At 72.4% G+C, this 22,459-nt stretch carries 23 protein-coding genes; 3 read left to right on the plus strand and 20 right to left on the minus strand.

What is annotated here, in order from left to right; all coding sequences use genetic code 11:
- Position 1 precedes the first annotated feature (1 nt).
- Positions 2–1,111 carry a hypothetical protein gene (locus C229_RS0101360; protein ID WP_155884532.1) on the plus strand — a complete coding sequence of 370 codons (1,110 nt, stop codon included), beginning with the start codon at positions 2–4 and terminating at the stop codon, positions 1,109–1,111.
- A complete protein-coding gene (locus tag C229_RS0101365) occupies positions 1,108–2,214 on the plus strand; it encodes a TRAFAC clade GTPase domain-containing protein (protein ID WP_155884533.1) in 1,107 nt (368 codons plus the stop codon). Before C229_RS0101360 ends, C229_RS0101365 begins: the two co-directional genes overlap by 4 nt.
- Here the strand turns inward: C229_RS0101365 and C229_RS0101370 are convergent.
- The 15 genes from C229_RS0101370 to C229_RS0101440 all read right to left on the minus strand — a co-directional run bounded on the left by C229_RS0101370 (position 2,208) and on the right by C229_RS0101440 (position 16,369).
- A complete protein-coding gene (locus C229_RS0101370; RefSeq protein ID WP_018653283.1) occupies positions 2,208–3,794 on the minus strand; it encodes a serine/threonine protein kinase in 1,587 nt (528 codons plus the stop codon). The two genes, C229_RS0101365 and C229_RS0101370, sit on opposite strands and share 7 nt — an antisense overlap.
- Before the next feature lie 141 nt (positions 3,795–3,935).
- Positions 3,936–5,438 carry a M28 family peptidase gene (locus tag C229_RS0101375; protein ID WP_018653284.1) on the minus strand — a complete coding sequence of 501 codons (1,503 nt, stop codon included), beginning with the start codon at positions 5,436–5,438 and terminating at the stop codon, positions 3,936–3,938.
- Between the two features lie 133 nt (positions 5,439–5,571).
- A complete protein-coding gene (locus C229_RS0101380; RefSeq protein WP_026313355.1) occupies positions 5,572–6,036 on the minus strand; it encodes a DUF2550 domain-containing protein in 465 nt (154 codons plus the stop codon).
- Between the two features lie 11 nt (positions 6,037–6,047).
- Entirely contained in the window at positions 6,048–6,434 is a 387-nt protein-coding gene (locus tag C229_RS0101385) for a F0F1 ATP synthase subunit epsilon (RefSeq protein ID WP_018653286.1), read from the minus strand.
- Between the two features lie 67 nt (positions 6,435–6,501).
- Positions 6,502–7,932 (minus strand): F0F1 ATP synthase subunit beta, encoded by a 1,431-nt coding sequence (gene atpD, locus C229_RS0101390; RefSeq protein ID WP_018653287.1) that lies wholly within the window; start codon positions 7,930–7,932, stop codon positions 6,502–6,504.
- A 2-nt stretch (positions 7,933–7,934) separates the two neighbouring features.
- Positions 7,935–8,828, minus strand: a complete 894-nt coding sequence (locus tag C229_RS0101395) for a F0F1 ATP synthase subunit gamma (RefSeq protein ID WP_018653288.1) — start codon at positions 8,826–8,828, stop codon at positions 7,935–7,937.
- A gap of 6 nt (positions 8,829–8,834) precedes the next feature.
- Positions 8,835–10,469, minus strand: coding sequence for a F0F1 ATP synthase subunit alpha (atpA, locus tag C229_RS0101400; protein WP_018653289.1), 1,635 nt, complete (start codon positions 10,467–10,469; stop codon positions 8,835–8,837).
- A gap of 42 nt (positions 10,470–10,511) precedes the next feature.
- Entirely contained in the window at positions 10,512–11,330 is an 819-nt protein-coding gene (locus C229_RS0101405) for a F0F1 ATP synthase subunit delta (protein WP_033423886.1), read from the minus strand.
- Positions 11,327–11,890, minus strand: a complete 564-nt coding sequence (locus tag C229_RS0101410; protein WP_018653291.1) for a F0F1 ATP synthase subunit B — start codon at positions 11,888–11,890, stop codon at positions 11,327–11,329. Before C229_RS0101410 ends, C229_RS0101405 begins: the two co-directional genes overlap by 4 nt.
- A 38-nt stretch (positions 11,891–11,928) precedes the next feature.
- Positions 11,929–12,171 (minus strand): ATP synthase F0 subunit C, encoded by a 243-nt coding sequence (atpE, locus tag C229_RS0101415; protein ID WP_018653292.1) that lies wholly within the window; start codon positions 12,169–12,171, stop codon positions 11,929–11,931.
- Between the two features lie 67 nt (positions 12,172–12,238).
- A complete protein-coding gene (atpB, locus tag C229_RS0101420; RefSeq protein WP_026313358.1) occupies positions 12,239–13,039 on the minus strand; it encodes a F0F1 ATP synthase subunit A in 801 nt (266 codons plus the stop codon).
- A 99-nt stretch (positions 13,040–13,138) separates the two neighbouring features.
- Entirely contained in the window at positions 13,139–13,291 is a 153-nt protein-coding gene (locus C229_RS35175) for an AtpZ/AtpI family protein (RefSeq protein WP_018653294.1), read from the minus strand.
- Between the two features lie 157 nt (positions 13,292–13,448).
- On the minus strand, positions 13,449–13,802 hold the full coding sequence (locus tag C229_RS0101430; RefSeq protein WP_155884535.1) for a Cg1360 family ATP-synthase-associated protein: 354 nt from the start codon (positions 13,800–13,802) through the stop codon (positions 13,449–13,451).
- Between the two features lie 310 nt (positions 13,803–14,112).
- Complete coding sequence (locus tag C229_RS0101435; protein WP_018653296.1) at positions 14,113–15,270, minus strand: glycosyltransferase family 4 protein; 1,158 nt, start codon at positions 15,268–15,270, stop codon at positions 14,113–14,115.
- A gap of 124 nt (positions 15,271–15,394) precedes the next feature.
- Complete coding sequence (locus C229_RS0101440) at positions 15,395–16,369, minus strand: DUF2207 domain-containing protein (protein WP_169513804.1); 975 nt, start codon at positions 16,367–16,369, stop codon at positions 15,395–15,397.
- A gap of 170 nt (positions 16,370–16,539) precedes the next feature.
- On the opposite strand from C229_RS0101440, the gene C229_RS0101445 reads away from it, so the two are divergent.
- Entirely contained in the window at positions 16,540–16,974 is a 435-nt protein-coding gene (locus C229_RS0101445; protein ID WP_018653298.1) for a hypothetical protein, read from the plus strand.
- 70 nt (positions 16,975–17,044) lie between these two features.
- Here the strand turns inward: C229_RS0101445 and C229_RS0101450 are convergent, their stop codons facing one another.
- From C229_RS0101450 to C229_RS0101470, 5 genes are all read right to left on the minus strand, one after another.
- Positions 17,045–18,082: a TolB-like translocation protein gene (locus C229_RS0101450; RefSeq protein ID WP_155884536.1), complete on the minus strand. Its 1,038-nt coding sequence runs from the start codon at positions 18,080–18,082 to the stop codon at positions 17,045–17,047.
- A gap of 122 nt (positions 18,083–18,204) precedes the next feature.
- Complete coding sequence (locus C229_RS0101455) at positions 18,205–18,687, minus strand: RNA polymerase sigma factor (protein WP_018653300.1); 483 nt, start codon at positions 18,685–18,687, stop codon at positions 18,205–18,207.
- 111 nt (positions 18,688–18,798) lie between these two features.
- Positions 18,799–19,533 (minus strand): AfsR/SARP family transcriptional regulator, encoded by a 735-nt coding sequence (locus tag C229_RS0101460; RefSeq protein ID WP_018653301.1) that lies wholly within the window; start codon positions 19,531–19,533, stop codon positions 18,799–18,801.
- A gap of 95 nt (positions 19,534–19,628) precedes the next feature.
- Positions 19,629–21,776, minus strand: a complete 2,148-nt coding sequence (locus C229_RS0101465; RefSeq protein ID WP_018653302.1) for a hypothetical protein — start codon at positions 21,774–21,776, stop codon at positions 19,629–19,631.
- A complete protein-coding gene (locus C229_RS0101470; protein ID WP_240487044.1) occupies positions 21,773–22,432 on the minus strand; it encodes an ABC transporter ATP-binding protein in 660 nt (219 codons plus the stop codon). The genes C229_RS0101465 and C229_RS0101470 overlap by 4 nt, the downstream gene beginning before the upstream one ends.
- Between the last annotated feature and the right edge of the window lie 27 nt (positions 22,433–22,459).

The raw sequence follows: 22,459 nt of genomic DNA on the forward strand, positions 1-22,459 counted from the left end.
CGTGAGCACACAGCGCACCGTGGTCCTCACGCCGTTCGGGGCGGAGAGCGATCCGGTCGAGTTCACCGTGCTGCTGGAGGACGGGCGGTTCGTCCGCGACCGCTACGAAGCGTGGTACGGGAAGGCGCGCCGGTCCGGCGGCCCCTGGTTCCCCTGCTTCTTCAAGTCGGCCGCCGGGACGTACGGCGTCCGGGCGCTCAGCACCGAGGTCGCCGTGTACAGCGGGCTCCGGCTCGCCGACCGCGACACGGGCCGGTTCGGCGAGCTGATCGGATTCGACCTGCGCGAGGACCGCACCGCCCGTCTCCTGCGCACCCGCGACGGCCAGTTCCCCGAACCGCACCGCAAGGCGCTCACCTCCGCGCGGCTCCGGCAGCCCGCCGAGGACCTGTTCACCGCGCTGCACGCGCTGGCCAGCAACGGCTACGCGCTGCGGCGCCTGACGGCCGAGACGGTGTTCCTGGACGGCGGGCGGCTCCAGCTCGCGGACCTGAGCACCGTCGCCGTCAAGGCCGAGCCGGACCAGCTCGCGGCCGACGTCCGCGCCGCCGCCGGGCTGCTCTTCACACTCGCCTCCGGGCAGCGGTCGCTGCTCGGCTCCGACGACCCGCGCGCCGATCCACGCCCGGAACTGGACTGGCTCGCCACCCACCACCGCGATCTGGCGATGCTGCTCGAACCCGTCTACCGCGCCCCGGCCACGCCCACCACCGGCGATCTCCTCCTGCGGCTGGGCGCGTGGCCGGAGCACGACCCCGACGGCGGCCCGGTCACCCTCCCCGACTACGCACCCCGGCCCACCGCGCCGTCCCCGCGTCCGCCGCAGGCTCCGCGGCGCCCCGACGCGCCCGCGTCCTCGCCCGCCCCCGGTGTCCCCGACCACGTCGACCGGCACTTCGAGGACGGCTGGGCGACGGGACGACGGCCCCTGGCGCGGTCGCGGCCCCCCGAACCGGCCCGTCAGCCGCCCGCGCCCGCCGGGGGCCGCCCACGGCTCCCGGACGGCTTCCCGTTCCTCATCGACGAGCGCGGCAACCGGCGTCCGCACCCGGCCGTCCTGTGGCCCGCCCTGTTCGTCCTCGTCGTCCTCATCCTCCTGGTGGCACTGTGACCTTCGACGGAACGGGCTGGAACGCCCCTCCTCCCGCGCCCGTCCAGCGGGTGTGCCCGTACTGCCTCAGCACGCTGGACTGGTCCGACTTCGGCGCCATCCCGCTGGTGAAGGAGACGGCCGAGGGCGCCGAGGTGCTGATGCGCGCGCCGGGCGAGTCGGAGGATCGCTGGCGGTACCGGACGATGAGCGCCATGCGGCAGTGCGCCGGCGACGGCCACCCGCACACGCTTCCCCCCGACTACGGCGACTTCGAACCGCTGATCATCGGTCTGATCGGGAACTCGGCGGCGGGCAAGACGCACCTGCTCACCGCGATGATCGAGCAACTGCGCCGCCGCCGCGCCGTCTTCGAGGATCTGCGGATCGAGGCCCTGGACGGCAAGCTGGAGCGGAACTTCTACTACGACCGCATCCAGCCCTTCCTGGAAGAGCACCGGGTCCTGGACGGCACCCGCCCCACCCAGCGCCCCGAGTTCGCCTACGCGCTGCGCGTGCACAGCGAGTACACCGGGCGCACCCACGCGGTCGGCTTCTTCGACGTCGCCGGAGAGCACTTCCGCGACCGCGACTACGAGCGCACCCCGTTCATGAGCGTCGCCGACGCGGTGATCTACGTGGCGGACGCCGCGAAGCTGCGATCGGGCGACCGCTGGGCGCGCCACGTCCCCGACCCGGGGTTCACGCACGCGATCGCACAACTGCGCGGCGCCGCCCGCGACCGGCGGAAGCTCCCCCCGGCGGTGATCGTGGTCGCCAAGTCCGACCTGCTGGCCCCCGTGCACCGGGCCGCCGGTCACTGGCTCGCGCAGCGCGACGAGAACAGCCTGGCGGACCTGCGCAGCGCCAAGCGCGAGAGCCGCGACGCCTACCGGTTCCTCAGCGACCACGGCGCCGAACTGTGGCTGGAACCCTGGGGCCAGGCCGAGACGACGATCCACTTCGCCTCCGCGTCCGGCGTCGACCGGGTGCGCGGCGAGGACAAGGGCCGCTTCCCCGAGGAGGACTTCGGGCCGCGGCGGGTGCTGCGCCCGCTGATGTCGCTGTTCAGCATGACCGGGCTCGTGCCGCGCGTCGAGATGGACGAGCCGCGCGGCTACTGATCGGCGATCACCAGGGCGTGCCGGGCCAGCAGCCGCGCCGCGACCAGGTCGCCGCGGCGGTCCGCGCCCGCCGAGACGGCGGCGGCGCGCACCTCCGCCCACCACTGGGCGCCGAGCGGCACGGCGGCGACGAGCGCCCGCATCCGCTCCGCCGCCTCCGGCACCAGCTCCGCCTCGGTCGCCCACGCCCACAGCAGCGTCCGCTCCCGGGCGGACGGCAGCTCCACCGGCGGGTCGCCCCGGTAGCCGTTCACCACCGGGTGCCGCGACCAGCCGAGCCGGTCGCGGGCCCGCCGCACGACCGCCGGGACGCGCGCGGCGACGCGGGCCAGGACGGCGCAGCCGTCACCGCACCCCGGATGGGCGCAGCGGTGCCGGGCCGCGTGCTCCACGACGCCCGCGCGCACCGCCTCGCGGAGCAGCCGCTGGTCGTCGGGGCCGCCACGGGCGAGGGCGAGCAGCCCCGTCTCGTCCATCGCGCGGCCCCGGTAGTGCGGCATGGTCTGCGGGATGACCCGCGCGGTGAGGCGGGCGAGCACGGCCGGTGCGCGGTCGGGCGGGACACCGCGCAGATAGGCGACCGACGCCGGTTCGGCGCCGTCGCGGACCATCCGGTCGGCGACCGCCGCGCCGTTCCCGGCGAGCCAGGCGGCGCCCGCGCGCCAGTTGCGGTCCAGGTCGTCGACGAGATCCTCGACGGTGCGATGGCTGCGGCCCTGGAAGCGGGGACGGGGCGGGCTGCCGGTGGCCCAGGCGACCACGTCGTCGTAGCCCCAGCGCGACTCCTTGCCGACGGTCAGCAGCCCCTCGATGAGGGTCCGCCAGGCCCGGTCGCGCACGTCCGTCAGCGAGGGCCGCTCGCCCGCCCGCAGCATCGCGCGGATGCCGTCCACCGGCAGGGCCCCGTACGGGGTGCGGTGCAGCAGCATCTCGTAGGCGATGACGCCGAGCGCCCACCACGCCGCCGGGCCGCCGTGGTCGCCGCGGACGGACTCGGGAGCGGCGTACGCGGGGGTGAGCAGCAAGTCCTCGCGGGCGGCGATGCCGGGGACGTCGCGCGCGGTGCCGCCGAAGTCCCCGATCAGCAGCCGGTAGGGGTCGCGGGAGCGCACCAGGATGTTGGCGGGCTTCACGTCGGAGTGGGCGAGACCCAGGTCGTTCACCCAGAAGTCGAGGCATTCGGCCAGGGCCGCGACGATCCGGCGCAGCTCGCCGTCGCCGGCGGGACGGCCCGGACCGGTGAGCAGGCTCCGCAGCGATCCGTGCGGGCAGTACTCCTGCTCGACCCAGCCGACGCTGCGCCCGTCCACGGTCACGTTGCCGTAGCCGTGGATCTTCGGCACGTGCCGGGTCGCGTCGGGCCGTGCCAGCAGGACGAGCCGGTCCGCCTGGACCGGAGCGCGCTTGTCGACCTTCACCACGACCGGCTGCCCGCCGGGGCCGTCACCGGCGCGGCGGACGAGGTAGACCCGCGCCTCGCCCCCCTCGGCCAGGAGGCGGGGCGCGGCGAAACGCCGCCGCAGGCCCGGAGGGAACCCGGCCTGGTCGGACGGCGCCGTCTCCTGCGTCAGTTCGTTCACCGGCGCCGATCGTAGCCCGGCGCACCCGCCGCACCGGCACGGATCGGACCTATCGGTCCCGGCCGCATGCGGACAGCGACGACGCCGGTGCTCCCGCCCGCATGCGCGGACAAGAGCACCGGCGTCCGGTTCAGGCCGTGATCAGCGGACCGCGTGGTGGCCGCGGAACTCGGGCTTGGCCGGCTTCAGGGCGCGCAGCGCCTTGCGCGGAGCCTCGCCGTTGACCGGGAGCGTGCTGCCGGCGAACTGCTGCGTCGCCGCCGCAGCGCCGTCGGTGTTCTTCTCCAGCAGCTTCCAGTCGATGTTCTTCAGCGTGTCGCACGCCGCGTGGTAGCACGGGTCGTAGGGCTGACCGGCGGTCCCGCCGAACAGGCGGGCCTCCTCGGCCGTCTTGATGCCCTCGGCGCCGGAGAACAGGCCGCCCGCCGGGATGCCGACCGCGATGAACGGCCCGTAGTCCGAGCGTCCGGTGAAGGGGCTCTCGACCGTGGGCAGCTTGCGCTTGGCGTAGTAGTTCTTGAACGCCTTCTCGATCGCGCCCGAGCCCAGCGGCGGGTTGGTGCCGCTGCCGAGCGAGTCGTCGCCGTCGTAGACGCCGGTGATGCCGTTGATCGAGCCGAGCATGTCGAAGTTCAGGTTCAGCGCGATCTTGGCGGCCTCGGCCTCGCTGAGCTGGGCCACGTAGTGCTCCGAGCCGAGCAGGCCCTCCTCCTCGGCGCCCCACCAGGCGAAGCGGACCTTGTTGCGCACGTCCTTCTTCGGCAACTGGCCGATCTTCTGGGCGATCGCCAGGATCGCCGCCGAACCGGTGCCGTTGTCGTTGATGCCCGGACCCTCGTTCACGCTGTCCAGGTGCGCGCCGACGACCACGACGTTGTCCGCGCGGCCCTGCTTGGTCTCCGCGATCACGTTGGACGCCGTGCGCTTCTCGGTGTACGTCACGGCCTTGACGCGCAGCCGCAGGTCACCGCCGTCGGACGCCTCCACGAGGTCCTCGCCGAGCTGGTACGGCGTCGTCACGACCGGGATGCCCACCGGCGCGCCGAGCGTGCCCGCGACGATGCCCTCCTGGTCGGGCCGGTTGTAGATCACGACCGCCGACGCGCCCGCCGCCTCGGCGTTGCGCGCCTTGACGACGAAGTCGCAGGTGCCGCGCTGGATGAGCGCGATCGACCCGGACGTGAAGCCCGCGAAGTCCGACGCCTCACAGCCCGCGTCGCCCGCCTGCCCGGCGGCCGGGACGTCCACGGCGACGGCCGTCGCCGACGCCTCGCCGTTGCCCGAGTACGCCATCGTGTTGAAGTCGGTGCCGACCGCGTACGTCCGGGCGTCGGGCGCGAGCTGCGCGAACTCCGGCGCGCCCCGCTCCTCCCAGAAGTCGAAGTCGAACTTCTGCACCGAGGGCGTGAAACCCGCCCGCTTGAGCTGGCTCACCACGTACTTGACGGACAGCTCGAACCCGGCCGTGCCGGTCGCGCGGCTCCCGCCGTTGTAGTCGGCGATCTCCTGGAACGCCTTGAGGTGGGCCTTGACGTCCTTGGGCTTCACGAGCCCGGCCAGATCGGGCCCCGCCGCCTGGGCCTGGGGAACGGCCACCAGCGAGGCGATCAGCGCGGCGGCGGCGCCGAGAGCGAGTCTGCGCACATGCACTCCTGTGTCAAAGGGGAGCGAACGCGCCGATCATCCACGGCCGTCCCGGGCCCGACAAGACCCACACAGAGCCGTCACCCACTTGATACCGCCCGAAACCACACCGGACGGCAACAGTCACGGGACTTCACTCGGCTTGCGGAAGATCCACCGGAGATCCGGGCGGAGCCGCCTCCAGCCACGACAGGAAACCGGTCAGCGCCGCGTCGCCCATCGCCAGCTCCATCGTCCGCGCGCCGTCCCGGACGGCGATCACCGTCACCTCCGGCAGCAGCCCGTCCGCCTCCCCCGGCTCGGGGTCGCGGCGCCCGGACACGACGAGGCCCCGGCGGTGAATCACCTGCCGGGGCCTGGTCCGGAAACCGAAAACACCGTGCCATTGCAGCATGTCGCCGACGTAACGGCCGAAGCCGAGCCGCCACGGCCCGGCCGGGGCGCCCTCCCCCGGGATCACCCGGAGACTGCACTCCACCGTCCCGCCGCCGCGCACGAACAGCCACCGCCGCACCGCCGCCCCCGCGTACAGCAGGACGGCCGCTACGACGACGACGGCGAGCACCCAGCCCGCGTTCCGTGCCAGGTGCTCCCCCATGACGCCGCGCGTTACAGCTCGACGCCGGCCGCGCGCAGCCGCGCGCGGGCACGCCGCGCCCCGGCCTCGTCCGGCGCGTCGCCGGAGGTGGCCTCGGTCAGCGCGCGCTGCGCCGCGTCGCGATCGACCTCGGTGCCCAGCTCGGCGAACTCCGCCAGCACCGACACCTCGTCGTCGGCGACCGACAGGAACCCGCTGCCGACGACCGCGAGGACCATCTCGCCGCCGTCCGCGGGCTCGATCTTGACGACGCTGTCGTCCTCCAGCACGCCGAGCACGGGCGCGTGCTGGGCCAGCACACCGAGCTGGCCCTCGGTGGTCTGCGCGACCACCATCTTCGCCTCGCCGGACCACACCTCGCGCTCCGGCGAGACCAGCCCGACCTTCAGGGTTGCCACGTGTCCATCCTCCCGCCTGCAAGGAGCCACCCGGCGGGCCGCCGCAGCGGCGGCCCGCCGGGACGGATCACTTCTCCAGCTCCTTGGCCTTCTTCTCGACGTCCTCGATGCCGCCGCACATGAAGAACGCCTGCTCGGGGATGTGGTCGTACTTGCCCTCGGCCAGTGCCTTGAAGGACGCGACCGTCTCGTCCTTGGGCACCGTCTCACCGGGCTGGCCGGTGAACTGCTCGGCCACGTACATGGGGTGCGACAGGAACCGCTCGATGCGCCGCGCCCGGTTCACCGTGACCTTGTCCTCTTCGGACAGCTCGTCGATGCCGAGGATGGCGATGATGTCCTGGAGCTCCTTGTACTTCTGGAGAATCCGCTTCACCTCCTGGGCGACCGAGTAGTGCTCGTTGCCCAGGATCTGCGGGTCCATGATCCGCGACGTGGACGCCAGCGGGTCCACGGCGGGGAAGATGCCCTTGGAGGAGATGTCGCGCGACAGCTCCGTCGTGGCGTCCAGGTGCGCGAACGTGGTGTGCGGCGCCGGGTCGGTGATGTCGTCCGCGGGCACGTAGATCGCCTGCATCGAGGTGATCGAGTGACCGCGGGTCGAGGTGATCCGCTCCTGGAGCACGCCCATCTCGTCGGCCAGGGTCGGCTGGTAGCCCACCGCCGACGGCATGCGGCCGAGCAGCGTGGACACCTCGGACCCGGCCTGCGTGAACCGGAAGATGTTGTCGATGAACAGCATCACGTCCTGGTTCTGGACGTCGCGGAAGTACTCCGCCATCGTCAGACCGGACAGGGCCACCCGCAGACGCGTGCCCGGGGGCTCGTCCATCTGGCCGAAGACCAGGGCGGTGTCCTTCAGGACGTCCGCCTCGTCCATCTCGACCCACAGGTCGTTGCCCTCACGGGTGCGCTCACCGACGCCCGCGAACACCGACGTACCGCCGAAGTTGCGCGCGACGCGGCGGATCATCTCCTGGATGAGGACGGTCTTGCCCACACCCGCGCCGCCGAACAGGCCGATCTTGCCGCCGCGCACGTACGGGCACAGCAGGTCGATCACCTTGATGCCGGTCTCCAGCATCTCGGTCTTGCTCTCTAGCTGGTCGAACGGCGGAGCCGTCCGGTGGATGCCCCAGCGCTCGTTGATCTCCAGGGACGCCGTCGGAACGTCGAGGGCGTCGCCCAGCGCGTTCCACACGTGCCCCTTGGTCACGTCGCCGACCGGCACCGAGATCGGCTCGCCGGTGTCGGTGACGGACGCGCCGCGGACCATGCCGTCGGTCGGCTGCATCGAGATCGCGCGGACCATGCTGTCACCCAGGTGCTGGGCGACCTCCAGGGTCAGCAGACGGGTCTCGCCGCCGAGGCTCACCTCGATGTGCAGCGCGTTGTAGATCTCCGGGATGGCGTCGGCGGGAAACTCCACGTCGACGACCGGCCCGATGACCCGGGCGACACGGCCGGTGGCCGCCGCCGTCTCTACCTGAGCAGTCATTCTCACTCCCCGCCAGAATCGGCGAGCGCGTCAGCGCCACCGACGATCTCGCTGATTTCCTGGGTGATCGCCGCCTGCCGCACCTGGTTCATCTGGCGCGTGTAGACGTCGATCAAATCGTTGGCATTGTCGGTCGCCGACTTCATCGCGCGACGCCGGGCGGCGTGCTCGGATGCGGCCGACTGGAGCAGCATGTGGAAGATGCGGCTCTCGATGTAGTTCGGCAGCAGCGCGTCCAGCACCGCCGCCGGGGAGGGTTCGAACTCGTACGACGGGGGGATGCGATCGCCCTCGGCCTCTTCGATCTCCAGCGGGATGAGGCGGCGGACCTGCACGTTCTGCGTCAGCATCGAGACGAACTCGGTGTAGACCACGTGGATCTCGCCGACCCCGCCCTCGGCGTCGGTCTTGAGGAAGTCCGCCGCGAGCCGCCGGCCGATCTTCTCCGCACTGGGGAAGTCGGGCCGGTCGCTGAAACCCGTCCAGGAGTCCGCGAAGTCGCGGTTCCGGAACTTGTACCAGGTGAGGCCCTTGTTGCCGATGATGTAGGGGACCGGCTCGCGGCCCTGCTCGCGCAGGGCCGCCATCAGGGCCTCGGCCTCGCGGATCGCGTTGGCGTTGTAGCCGCCGCAGAACCCGCGGTCGCTGGTGATGACCAGCACCGCCGAGCGCTTGTCCTCCGGCTGCTCGATGAGCAGCGGGTGCTTGATGCCGACGTGGTGCGTGACCAGCGCGGTGAGCGCGTGCACGATCTGGTCGGCGTAGGGCTTGGACGCGGCGACGGCGTGCTGAGCCTTGACGATGCGCGAGGTCGCGATCATCTCCTGGGCGCGCGTGATCTTGGCGGTCGACTTGACCGACTTGATCCGCTGCCGCAGTTGCCTGAGCTGAGCCATACCGGATCAGCCCTTCTTGACGCGCGTGATCGTCTCCTGGCCGACGGACTCCTCGTCGATCGGTGCGACCTGCTCGGAGCCCAGCAGGTTGCCCTCGCTGGTCTCGAAGCCCTTCTTGAACTCCGTGATGGCGTCCTTCAGGGTGGTCAGACCGTCGTCGGTGAGCTTGCCGGTCTCCCGGATGCCGGTGAGCAGCGACGCGTTGTTGCGGTCGAGGTGGTCGAGGAAGTCGCGCTCGAAGCGCGCGATGTCCTCGACGGGGACGTCGTCCAGCTCGCCGGACGTGCCCGCCCACACCGAGACGACCTCCTTCTCGACCGGGTACGGCGAGCCCTGCGGCTGCTTGAGCAGCTCCACCAGGCGCGCGCCGCGGTCGAGCTGGGCGCGCGAGGCGGCGTCCAGGTCGGAGGCGAAGGCGGCGAACGCCTCCAGGTCGCGGTACTGCGACAGCGCGAGCCGCAGTGTGCCGGAGACCTGCTTCATCGCCTTGATCTGCGCGGAGCCGCCGACGCGGGAGACCGAGACACCGACGTTGATCGCCGGGCGGACGCCCTGGTTGAACAGGTCGGTCTCCAGGAAGCACTGGCCGTCGGTGATCGAGATGACGTTCGTCGGGATGAACGCCGACACGTCGTTGCCCTTGGTCTCGATGATCGGCAGACCCGTCATCGAACCGGCGCCCATGTCGTCCGACAGCTTCGCGCAGCGCTCCAGCAGACGCGAGTGCAGGTAGAAGACGTCACCGGGGTACGCCTCGCGGCCCGGCGGACGGCGCAGCAGCAGCGACACGGCGCGGTAGGCGTCGGCCTGCTTGGACAGGTCGTCGAAGACGATCAGGACGTGCTTGCCCTGGTACATCCAGTGCTGGCCGATCGCGGACCCGGTGTAGGGGGCGATGTACTTGTAGCCCGACGGGTCCGAGGCCGGAGCGGCCACGATCGTCGTGTACTCCAGGGCACCGGCCTCCTCCAGCGAACGCCGGACGTTGGCGATCGTGGAGCCCTTCTGGCCGATCGCGACATAGATGCAGCGGACCTGCTGCTTCTCGTCACCGCTCGCCCAGGCCTGCTTCTGGTTGATGATCGTGTCGATCGCGACCGTCGTCTTGCCGGTCTGCCGGTCGCCGATGATGAGCTGCCGCTGGCCGCGGCCGATCGGCGTCATCGCGTCGATGGCCTTGATGCCGGTCTGCAGCGGCTCACCGACCGACTGCCGCTGCACGACCGAGGGGGCCTGCAGTTCGAGCGCGCGGCGCTCGGTGGTCTCGATCGCGCCCTTGCCGTCCAGCGGGTTGCCCAGCGCGTCCACGACGCGACCGAGGAAGCCGTCGCCGACCGGGACCGAGAGGACCTCGCCCGTACGGCGGACCTTCTGGCCCTCCTCGATCTTGCTGAAGTCACCCAGGACGACGGCACCGATCTCACGGACGTCCAGGTTCAGAGCCAGGCCACGCGTGCCGTCCTCGAACTCCAGGAGTTCGTTGGCCATCGCGGAGGGAAGCCCCTCGACGTGGGCGATACCGTCGCCGGAATCGACGACGGTGCCGACCTCTTCGCGCGCGGCGGCCTCGGGCTCGTACGACTGGACGAAGCGCTCCAGCGCGGTCCGGATCTCATCCGGACGGATCGTCAGCTCCGCCATGATTCCTCTCTTGCTCCCTTAGGGGTCAGCACGGTGGCTTCGTCAGCTCGCGAGCCGTCGGCGGACCTCGTCCAGCCGGCCGGCGATCGTGCCGTCGATGATCTCGTCCCCGATCTGGATGGACAGTCCGCCCAGGGTGCCGGGGTCGATCTCGATGTTCAGGTGTACGTCGTGGCCGTACGCGGCGGCGAGCACCGCGGCGAGCCTGGTCCGCTGGGCGGCCGACAGGTCCACCGGGGTGCGGACCAGCGCCACCAGGCGCTGCCGCCGCTGCGCGACGAGCTTGCCGTACTCGGCCAGACCCGTCTCCAGGCTACGTCCTCGCGGGCGCAGCACCAGCTCGGTGATGAGCCGCACGGCCGACGGGGTGGCCTTGCCCTCCAGGAGGGCGTCCAGCACGCCGGACTTGCGCTCGCCGGGCAGGCCCCGCGCGGCGAGGGCGCCGCGCAGCTCGGGCTCGCGGTCGACGACGCGGGAGAACCGGAACAGCTCGTCCTCCAGGTCGTCGATGTGCCCGTCGGCCTCGGCGCGGGCGGACTCGGCGGTGACCGCGAGGGTCTCCAGCGCGTCCGACAGCTCCGACGGCTTGGACCAGCGCAGCCGGACCACGTCGGCGACCAGCTCAAGAGCGGCCGGTGAGACCTGGCCTTCCAGCAGCGCCCGGACGAGCTGCGCCTTGGCCGAGCCGTCCCGCGCGGGGTCGGACACCGCGCGGCGCAGGCCGTGTTCACGGTCGATCAGGTTGAGCACCGCGAACAGGTCGCCGCCGAGGACCGCGAGGTCGGCCGACGGGATGACCGCCTCCAGCCGTTCCCGCGACTCGGCCAGCGAGACCCTGCCCACCGCTCCTGTGATGGTCATGATGTGATCTGCTCCTGGCGTCCCGCGCGGCCTTCGAGTTCCTCCAGGAACCGGTCGACCACGCGGCTCTGGCGGGCGCTGTCCTCCAGCGACTCACCGATGACACGACCGGCCAGATCGACGGAGAGGGTGCCGATCTCGGCCCGCAGCGAGGCGAGCGCCTGCTGGCGGTCGGCCTCGATCTGCGCGTGGGCCTGCTCGACGATGCGCCGGGCCTCGGCCTGCGCCTCTTCCTTGATCTGGGCGGCGATGACCGCGCCCTCTTCCTTGGCCTTCTCACGCTGCCGCGACGCCTCCTGCCGCGCCTCGGCGAGCTGGGCCTGGTAGCTCGCGAGAGCCGCCTGGGCCTGCTTCTGCGCCTCTTCGGCCTTGTTCAGGCCGCCCTCGATCGCCTCGGTCCGCTCGGCGAGCGTCTTCTGGATCTTGGGGATGAAGCGCAGTCCGAAGAACAGCACGATGGCGAAGGCGATGCCGCCGACGACCAGTTCGCTGGTGTGCGGGAGCAGCGGGTTGTTCGCGCCTTCCGCGGCCACGGTGGCGGCGGCCAGCAGGTTACTCATGAGCGTTCCGCCTTCCTGTCAGACGTCGCGACCGTGGGTCAGGAGTGGACGAACGGGACGACGAAGCCGATGAGGGCGAGCGCCTCGACGACCGCGAAGCCGAGCAGCATGTTGGTGCGGATCACGTTGACCAGCTCGGGCTGGCGGGCCATGGCCTGCACGCCCATGCCGAAGATGATGCCGACGCCGATGCCGGGGCCGAGGGCGGCCAGGCCGTAGCCGACGGTGCCGATGTTGCCGGAGACAGCGTTCTCAGCGGCGAGGATGAAGCTCATGTCCATTCCTTTTCGTTCGACCGGCGGGGTCGTCGATCCCGCCGGAGGCTTGTGGTTGGGGTAAGGGTCCGGGTCAGTGCTCGGCGTGCAGTGAGCCCGCGATGTACGAGGCGGTGAGCACCGTGAAGATGAACGCCTGGAGGCTCTGGATGAACAGTTCGAAGCCGGTCATGACGATCGTCATCAGGAAGCCGAGCACGCCCACGCCGAAGCCCGCCGGAGTGAGCTTCTCGATGAGGAACCAGTAGCCCACCGTCGCGAAGAACGCGAGCAGGATGTGTCCGGCGAACATGTTGGCGAACAGTCGCACCGCGTGCGTGAACGGCCGCAGCACGAACGTGGAGATCAGCTCGATCGGCGTCAGGATGACGTAGATGCCCTTGGGCAGGCCGGGCGGGAACAGCACGCCCTTGAAGTAGCCGCCCAGGCCCTGGTGCTTGATGCCGAGCACGAGCATCATCACGTAGACCACGGCCGCCGGGACGATCGCGAACGCGATGTGCGACGGCGCCGGGAGCTGGAGCACCGGGATGACGCCGGCGTAGTTCATGAAGAGGATGAAGAGGAAGGTCGTGAAGAGGAACGGCATGAACCGCTCCGCGTCCTTGCCGAGCGCCGGGCGCGCCATCTGGTCGCGCACGAAGACGTAGGCCGCCTCACCGACGTTCTGCGCGCCGCGCGGCACGAGCTGCGGGCGCCGGAAGGCCATCACCAGGAAGACCGCCGTGACGGCCACCGCGAGCGCGACGATCAGGACGGGCTTGGTCAACCAGGTCAGCCACTCGGGGCCGCCCGGGAACAACGGCCCCCAGTCGAACAGTTCCATGCCCGGGGCATGGAACTCTTTTCCCTCGGCGGCGAGGATGTCGCTCACGCGGCAGTCCCTTCGTCATAGCTCTTGCGATGCTCACGTTCGCGCCGGGGGCGCGTTCTGTAGTTCTGGGTGGCCCGCTCCGTACCGTGCGACCCGTGGTCAGCGGCCGATGCGGAGATAGACCAGGTAGATCGCGAGGCCGAGGCCGACCAGGATCCCGATCGGGAAGAACACCGAGAGGCCGAGCCAGCGGTCCAGGAGCCAGCCGAGGCCGCCGTACACCGCCATCCCGGACAGGAGGTAGCTGGGCACCGACCAGACCGCACTGGCGAACGCCCGGTGGTCCCTGTCGTTGAAAGGGTCGGGATCGGGCCGTTGGTGCCCGTCCTCGCTCCTCGCAGGACGGACCATAGCAGGCCACCCTTCGCATGGTCATATCGGAGTAGTCCGCGACGGCCCCGGACGGTCATCACGGGGTCCGGTTCGGCGTGGTGTCGTTCAGTTCCAGGGTCCGCGTGCGCAGGACGAGCCGCGCCTCGGCGGTGATCCACACGATGATCAGCGCGATGATCGTGTAACCGAACACCAGGTCGTTCCAGAGATCGGCGTCCTTGAAGAGCAGGATCAAGCCGAAGAGGCCGACGATCTTGATCAGGTAGCTGAGCATCGCGGCACCGGTGATCAGGTGCTCGGAGATCGTCGCGACGTAGCCGACGACCAGCTTGCTGATGGCGAAGAACGCGATGGTGATCAGCGCGCCGACGGCGGCGCCCAGCGCCCCCTTACCGCCCGCGACGAGCAGGCCGACGATCACGGCCAGCACACCGGCGATCGCAGTGGGTATCACGGCGCCGCGGAGAATCCGGGCGTCGGAGGAATACATGAGGGCTCCGGGTGGTCACGGTCAGTGGTCGCCTGGCTGTTCGTGAAAGGTATCACAAGCGTCCGGAACGTCCGCAATTACCCTAGATGTAACGGGTTAACGGCTCGCTAACGTCCCGGTCGACACCGTGGCATCCAGGACTGTAGCCCAGGTCAGACGACAGATCCGGAAAGTGGGAGCGGGGCGCGCGAGTCCGCGACGCCACTCGAAGAGTACCCGGCGCGCGGAGCGTCCGTGCCCGCGCCCGCGATCAGACCGACTCGCGCGTCCGACCGGTCCGCGCGGGCTCGGGAGCCCGGACGGCGCGGCGGCGCGCCAGCCGGGGAACGGCGATCATCAGCACCATTCCGGCGATGGCGATCACTCCGGTGACCGACATCACGACGACCTGCTGGTTCGTCACCGAAAGGCCCACCAGGCCCGCCGCGAGCAGCCCGACCCAGAAATACATGATCAGCACGGCGCGCCGGTGCGAATGGCCGAGTTCCAGCAGCCGGTGGTGCAGATGACGCTTGTCGGGCGCGAACGGGGAACGGCCCTCATTGGTGCGCCGCCACACCGCCAGCAACATGTCGATGAACGGCACCGCCGCCACGGCGGGCACCAGCAGCAACGGCACCCAGAACGGGAAAAGGCCGTACGTGCCGAGGAAGGCCGGGTCGAACTGACCCGTCAGCATGATCGTCGACGCGCTCAGCAGCAGCCCGATCAGCATCGAACCCGTGTCGCCCATGAAAATGCGCGCGGGATTGAAGTTGTGCGGCAGGAAACCGAGGCAGATGCCGACGAGCACCGCCGCCGTCAGCGTCGCGCCGGTCAGCGTCGTCAGCCCGTTGGTCTTCGACAGCAGGTAGGCGTAGGAGAACAGCGCCGTCGCGGCGATGCCGACGACGCCCGCCGCGAGCCCGTCCAGGCCGTCGATGAAGTTCACCGCGTTGATCGTCGCGACCACGATGAGGACCGTCAGCGGCACCCCGTACGTCGGCGGCAGCGACACCGCCTCGCCGTTGGGCAGCGGGATCACGTAGAGCTGGATGCCCTGCATGATGAAGATGCCGGCGGCGGCGACCTGGCCCGCGAACTTGGTCAGCGGATCGACGCCCCAGCGGTCGTCGAAGATTCCGACGAGCACGATGAGCCCGCCGGACAGGAGTAACGCGCGGGCGACGTCGACGTCGCCGCCCGCCAGCACCTTGCGCATCTCCGGCAGGCCCGTCGCCACGACGAGCGCCGCCGCCATGCCGCCGAACATCGCCAGGCCGCCCAGGCGCGGCGTCGGGATGACGTGCACGTCGCGCTCGCGGGGCGCGGCCTGCGCGCCGAACCAGATCGCGAACCGGCGGACGGTCGGGGTGAGCAGGTACGCGACGAGCGCGGCGACCAGGATCGTCAGCAGGTACTCCCGCACGCGCGTCCCCTCCTCCCGTGGCTCGTCCAGGGCGTCCGCCCGTGGGACGCGCGCGGGCGGCGGAACGTTCGCGCGCACGGCCCCGTGCGTCCCGGACGGGACGCGTCGCCCAACTCTATGCCCGTCACGGCGGCGGCGTGCCGTGCGCGACCCGATCTTCGCGTTCCGAGATCATCACGGCGGCGCCGGTGAGGGCCAGGCCGAACCCGAGCACCAGCGGATCGCCCACCGACACGGCCCACACGCCGTGCCGGGCGATGTCGTCGGCGACGTCGGCGAGCATCACCGTGAGCCCGGACGCCAGCAGGCCCCGGCCCGCGAGCGGGTGCGGCGCGGCGCGGCGCCGCGTCAGCAGCGCGGCGCCCAGCACGAGGACCGCCGCGCCCGCCGCGCCCGCCGCCCCCGCCCGCCAGTGCGGCGGGGCGTAGCGCGGCGGCGGCACCTCGACCGCCCCCTTCGGCAGCCGCACCTTGACCGTCATGCCCTCCCCCGGCGCCAGCCCGCGCTGCGTGAACCCGACCGTGCGCGGACCCGGCCGGTCGCGCAGGCACCGGGTGAGCGCCGGCGGACGGCCCGCGCGGCAGCCCGCCCGCACCGGCGCCGGGGCCCGCACGCGCACCGCCGCCTCGCCCACCGGGACCGTCCAGCCGGTGCCGAGGACGTCCCAGACGAACTCGTCGTAGCGCTCCCGGGGCGTGAGGACCCCGTGCAGGTCGTACTCGATGACGTACGCCTGGCGGCCGCTGACCGTCCCCGCGCCGCGCTCCCCGACCGTGATCCGGACGTGGTGCAGGAACGCGCGCACGCGCGCGCGGGCGGGCGCGCCCGTGGAGGAACTCGTGCGGACGGCGCGCACCCCGTACAGCCGGTCGCCGCGCCGGTACGGGACGCTGCGGGTGATCCCCCGGTCGTCGCCGCCCGCGAAGTCGTAGCTGACGGTCTCGCGCACGTGCACGACGCCGTCGGAGCGCACGGTGAGCACGGCGTCGAACGTCGGCATGCGCTCGCCCGCGTCCGCGCGGGCCGCCGCGCCGCCCGCGGCCGTGCCCGCCAGGCAGCCCGCTAGGACCACCGCCGCCCGGCGCCGTGACTTGCTCATGTCCCGCATGGTCGCACCGCCCGCGGCGTACTGTCGTCTCGCCGGACGCGACCGTGTCCCGTGGCCTCCACCACGATTCCGTCCCGGTTGACCGTCCGCCGGAAGTGTGTCGGTACGCCCTGCTAGATTTGCCGGGCTAATTCCTGAGATGACTGAGCACGGAGGTACGAATGCGGCGTCTCGCTGCTGCGGCCCTGGCCGTCGGCACCGCCCTGGCGGGCACGGTGGTCGCTGCCGCCCCCGCCCAGGCTGCCGCCAAGAGCTTCACCACCAAGAACGGCTGGGGAACCCTCAAGGCGTACGGCAACTACACCAAGACGTCGAAGAAGCTCACCATCAAGGTGTGGCTGGCGGACGGCAAGGCCTACAACGGTTGGTCGCCCGGCGTCCAGTTCCGCACTGCGGACGCCAAGAAGACCAAGTGGAAGAACTCCGCGGTCTACTATTTCGTGGACAAGAGCACGAAGAAGCCCGCGGACCGCGTGTTCAGCGCCTACCGCGGCGCCTACACCAAGGGCTACACCGGCCACGTCTACGTGCGTGAGATCGGCGTCAAGGTCAGCAACGGCCAGACCGTCGCCGGCCCTTGGAGCAAGCTGAAGTAACAACGCTCCCGCGTCGTCGAACGGCGCGGTCCCCCGCAGCGGCTGCGACCGGGACCGCGCCGTTTCCGCGTCACCAGTCCGCGTCGAGCGCCGTGCTGCCGCCGCCGACGGGGCGGGCCCGACCGGTCCGCAGGTCGTAGGCGCCGGTAGCCGTCAGCAGGTGACGTCCGGACGCGTCGAGCTTCAGCAGAGACGGTGCGATGGCGCTACCGCCCGGCAGCCGGACCGTGTCCACACGCGCGCCGTCGGCGGCACGGATGACGCTCAGTTCCGTCGCCACGGGCGGTCTGGCGGGTGCATTGCCCGTGCCGGGCGGTGGGGCGATCGCGGCCGCCGGCTTCGACTCCGACACCACGATCCGATCTCCGGCCGGGAGGAGTGCCGCGAGCGTGAGCACGCTGTCGGCTCGGAGCCGCCGGATCATGCGCCCAGCCCCGATCGTCCCGTCCTCCCCCACCGCGAACGTCCGGATCTCGACACGGCCGGTGGACGGCGAAGCGCCCGTGATCCAAACGAAGGCGAAGCCGCGGCCGTCCGCGCGCCAGGAGAACGACCGCGCAGCGCCGCGCGCGAACGAGCGCGTACTGCCGGTCCCGCCGCCGGTGTCCAGGACGCCCAGGGTCATGCCGCCGTCCACGGGTCGGCCGCCGACGCATCGTGCCGCACTGTAGACCAGCCGCCGCCCGTCCGGCGTGACGGCAAGGGTACCGTCCTCCCGGATCACACCCATGAGCGGCCCACCCGGCAGAGCCGACCGCGCCGCGATCCGGCCGTCGATCCCGAGGGTGATCCTCTCGATGCCGAAGGTGCAGGCCGTCGCTCGTCTGGGCTGGACGACGACGAAGGCGGTCCGGTTGTCCGCGGTCACGGCGACGTCGAGGTACTCGCTCCCCGTAGGTGCCGCGACCTCGTCAACGACCCGGCCGGTCGCGGTGGCTCGGATCTGGAGCCGCGCCGGTCCGCTCCTGTCGGCGGGAAGGCTCACGAACAGATACGCGGGCATCGCGCCGGACCTTTCGGTCAGCCGTGGAGGCCGCTCACGCAGCCGCTCGACGGCCAGCACACCGGTCAGGACCACGAGGAGCGCCAGCGTCGCCGCGATCGGCACGGCGAACCGAGGCAACGCCCACCGAGGCCGTGACGGGCGCGCCACAGGCAGCGGCGGAGTGCGGTCGGGCACGGTGTCCGCCGCCGCGTGCAGCGCGTCGCGCAGGCGGTTCTCGATGTCGCTCATCCGTCCTCCTCCCCCATCTCGCGCTCCAGCGCGGCGAGGCCGCGGGCGATGGTGGAGCGGACGGTCCCCGGCCTGATGCCCATGGCGGCGGACACCTCGTCGTCGCTCAGCTCAAGGTAGTACCGCAGCACCAGCGCCTCCCGCTGCCTGCGCGGCAGCCGCCGCAGGGCCCGGAGGACCTCCCGGCGTTCCTCGCTCAGGAGCACCGCCGACTCCGCCGACCACACCGGCGGACGGGGCGGCTCGGTGTGGGTCCACGCCAGACGGCGGCGGCGCAGCGCCATCCGGCACCCGTTCAGCACGCACGAGCGGACGTAGGCGAGGAGCTTGGTGTCGTCGTCCAGCGCGGGCGCCCGGTCCTGGAGCCGCAGGAAGACGTCCTGCACGGTGTCCTCGGCGGTGGCCTGGTCGCCGACGAGGAGCAGCGCCATGCGCACCAAGCCGTTCCGGTGGTCGCGGTAGAGCGCGGCCAGGGGCACCGGTCCCCGTCCGCTCAGCGTCTCCCGCACCGGCGCCGCACACAGGACACCGCGAGCTTGACTCGCCCCGTCATGGCGGTACAGCCTAGATCAACTCGCCCGGAAGAGGCACTATCCCCCGGAACGGCCGATGCCGGACGGATAGAGCAGGTCGCGGAACGCGCCGCTCGGCTGGATGTGCAGCTCGCGAGCGACCCGCCGCCGGTAGTCGACGTACAGGCGGCAGGCGCTCGCGTCGTCGTTACGGGCCAGATGCGCCAGCGCCATGATCCGGTGCGGGGCCTCGGCGAGCTCGTCCACCTCCGCGGCCCGCCCGGCCAGTTCCAGCGCGCCCAGTGCGTCCCCCGCGCCGAGGCGATGTTCGGCGAGCCGTTCCAGCGCCACGATCCGCAGCCGGTCCCAGCGGTCCCGCTCGGCCTGGACGGTGCCGCAGTCGGGGCCCTCGCGCAGCAGACTCCGTCCGAGCAGCGCGCAGGACGCGGGCGGCGGGCGCTCGCCGGACAGGACGCGGCGGGCCAGCGCCGTGCCCTCGCGCAGGTCGACGGCGACGTCGGCGGCCAGACGCACCGCGTCCGGGGTGACCTCGAACAGGCCGGTGCCGGTCGCCCGCCGGGCGCGCCACAGGAGCTGGCGCAGCCGCCGCGCCGCCGCCTCCGGCGGCAGGTCCGGCCACAGGCGCGCCTGCAACGCGCGGCGGGCGACGCCCGGCTCGGCGATCGCGACCGCGACGATGAGCGCGGACGGCGCCGCCGGCAGCGGCACCGTGCGTTCGTCCCGGACGCAGCGGAAGGCCGGTAGCAGGCCGACACGCCACGTCGGTTGGTTCTCGCTCTGGCCACGCGGCATGGATCGTCTCCTCGGCGGATAGCGGCAGGTCCGCACAGGAGATGCGCGGGGCGGCGCATCCGCTGCTTCCGTGAAGGGTGATCCACGCCACATGATCAGTCGCCGGTGGGGCGCCAGTGGGCGGCCGTGCGGGACGCCACTGCGCCGCCCGCCGCGCCTACCAGTGCCGAGAGCGTGAGGCCCGCGAGGGCGGCCGTTCCCATGACGGTCCAGGAGAATTGGCCGTCGCCGCTCGTCGCGATGAAGTAGAGGCCGTGCCAGGAGGCGACGGTAACGCCGACGACGGTCGCGAGCGCCATCGGGAATGTCAGGTTCCACCAGGCGACGGTGTGGTAGATGCGGGATCGGGCGCCGCAGGCCGACAGGGGCGCCAGTGCCGGGCCGAAGCGGAGGAACTCCGCCGCCGCGGCGAGGGCCGCCGCCAGCATGAGGATCGCCAGCCCGGCCGAGCCGAAGAGCAGGACCCAGTGGCCCAGCGCGACATTCCTGGCCATGCCCACCAGCCAGTTCTCCCCCGGTCGTTCGACGTCCGGCCAGGACAGGGTGGCGTAGGCGGCCTGCTCGACGCGTCCGCTCTGCCCGCGCCGCACCGGATCGGCGAGCACGACGAGTTCCGAGGGACGCCCGGTCCCCGTCGTGGCGACCCGCAGGGGTTCGGACGGCGAACTCCGCCACCGGGTCAGCTCGCGCACGCGCGCGTCGTCCGTCGTCACTGGGGCCGGAACGGTGCCGCAGGTCAGCCGCAGCGCGCGCAGCGACGGGCACGCGCCCGTCAGCAGCGGACCCTGCGGCGTCTCCCGAAGGCCCAGGACCGTGAAGCCGGGTGGCAGTGCTGTGGTGAACGCCGCCACGCTCCGGTCGTCCAGGGCGGTGGCCTGCACGTGGACGATCGTGTCGCCCACTCGCGCGGTGCTCGCCCGTGCCTCCAGCGCCGGTTCGTTGAGCCTGCTGACCCACGTCTGCGTCTGCGACACCAGGCCCGCGCCGATCACGACGGCCGTGGCCAGCCGCACCATGACGCCCGGATGCGCGACCATCCAGCGGCCCGCGACCAGCGGGGAGACCAGCCCGCCGCGGCGCGCGTACCGCGCGAGCCGGACGCCCAGCCGCCGCCCGGCGACGGCCGCGACCGACGGCACGGTCGCCCACAGCCCCGCCGTGCCCGCCGCGTACAGCACCGTGCCGGTCACGCCCCGCACCTGCCCGCCCGCCAGGAACAGCACGGCCGTGCCCGCGCACGCCCACAGCCGCCAGCGCGGCACCGTCCCGGTGAAGGATCGCGGGCGGGTCGCGCGGCCCGTCCGGTCGGCCCGGTGCAGGAGCACCACCGTCAGCAGCGTCACCGCCGCGCACGCCGCCGCCGTGACGGGAACCCAGGGCGCGAAGGCGCGCAGGTCGGCCGCCGCCAGGACGTATCCGGTGACCGGAAGCCGGACGTCCCGGACCATCAGCACGCCCCACGCCATCGCCGCCAGCGCGGTGCCCAGCGTCAGCGGGACCATCGCCTCGCCGCAGTTCACCAGCGCGCGGTGCCGCCACCCGCCGCCGAGAGCCTGGAGCAGCGCCGTGCGCCGGTCGCGGCTCGCCGACCCGCAGCGCGCCGCGATCACCACCAGGGCCAGCGCGGGCAGCACCACGAGCCCGCCGAGCGCGAGCAGGAACTGACCGAGCGGACGGACGTCGGCGGACTCACCGACCAGCGTCGGCGCGGCATGGCCGAACCCCGCGACACGGAACCACCCCTCGTCGCCGGGGTCCACCCGGAGGGGCCGCACGTAGGCGAACCGTTCGGCCGGCGACGCCAGCCCGTCCGGCGCGATGGTCCCGGCCGTCCGCCCGTAGCGCGTCGCGATGTGCTCGCCCGCTCCGGCGCGCGTCAGTTCCGGCGACAGGTACGCCTCGCCGGGCGCGGGCCAGCGCGGCAGTCCCGGCGGGGGCTGCGCCGACGCGGTGAGCGGCGCGATGTACACCACCTGGTGCTGCCGCTCGCCGACGGCGTCGTACCGGGGGCGCCACAGGGACGTCGCGGGCCGCCCGCCGGTGGCGGCGTCGATGGAGCGCGCCCGGTCCCGGGCGTCGCGGCCCGCGTACGTCGCTGTCGCGGCGAGCCCGGCCAGGACGCTCCCGGCCAGGACGAACGCCGCGGCCAGCAGCGCCACGAAGCGGACCCGGTCGCCGCGCGAGCCCCGGCCCGCCGCCCAGCCGACGCGCAGCAGCCGGCCGGTCAGCCCCGCCGGGCTCACGCGCCGGTCCGGGCGAGGACGCCGCGGTCCAGCCGCAGGCGGGCGTCGGCGCGGTCCGCGACGGCCGTGTCGTGGGTCACGACCAGGAGCGCGCACCCGCGCTGCGCGGACTGCGCGAACAGCAGGTCGGCGACGACGTCGCGGGCGACGCCGTCCAGCGCGCCCGTGGGTTCGTCGGCGAGCACGAGGGCGGGCTTCGTGACGAGGGCGCGCGCGACGGCCGTCCGCTGGCGCTCGCCCCCGGAGAGCAGCGCCGTGGACGTGCCGTCGGCGGGGACGCCCAGGTCGTCCAGCAGCCGCCCGGCGTCGCGGTAGGCGTCGCGGCGCGGCGTCCCCGCCAGCAGCGCGGGCAGGGCGACGTTCTCCACCGGGGACAGCTCCGGCAGCAGTTCCCCGAACTGGAACACGACGCCGAGGTGCGCGCGCCGATGCGCGGCGAGCTTCCGCCCCTTCAGCCGCGTGATGTCGGTACCGGCGACGAGCACGGCCCCGGACGCGGGCTTGACGAGCCCGAGCAGCACCATGAGCAACGTCGTCTTGCCGCACCCGCTCGGACCGCACACCGCCAGCGACTCCCCGGCCCCGAGCCGCAGACTCAGCCCCCGCAGAATCGGCCGCACACCGGCCGTGTGATGCAGGTCCGTCACATCCAGCACCGCTCCGTCCACGCCTCACCCTCCGTC

This window comes from Actinomadura flavalba DSM 45200 (assembly GCF_000374305.1).
In the GTDB taxonomy this organism is placed as follows: Bacteria; Actinomycetota; Actinomycetes; order Streptosporangiales; family Streptosporangiaceae; genus Spirillospora; species Spirillospora flavalba.